A 251-nucleotide genomic window follows, 5' to 3' on the forward strand; every position below is an offset into this window, starting at 1 on the left:
CACTGGTCTTACTGATCGTTCAGGCAACATCTGTGCTTCATGCACAACAGCTTAATCCTGTTGGAATATGCTACGTAGAAGTGAATAATAACAACATGCTGAATGCAGGATCTTATACGTTGCAGAATACCAACAGACAGTTGTTTGATGTAGCTATTATTTTTGCTGCCAATATTAATTATGACGTATCAAAAAACAGAGCCTACATTTCCAACAACAACAATGTCACAAAAGTTCTGAACGACGTAAAT

The 251-nt window shown here is 37.1% G+C and carries 1 pseudogene; it reads left to right on the forward strand.

Annotated features, from left to right (window positions below):
* A pseudogene (locus tag SCA31_RS24650) lies at positions 1-251 on the forward strand (hypothetical protein); the annotation flags it as partial.

Origin of the sequence: Chryseobacterium sp. SIMBA_028, assembly GCF_046535285.1 — a bacterium.
Taxonomy (GTDB): Bacteria; Bacteroidota; Bacteroidia; order Flavobacteriales; family Weeksellaceae; genus Chryseobacterium.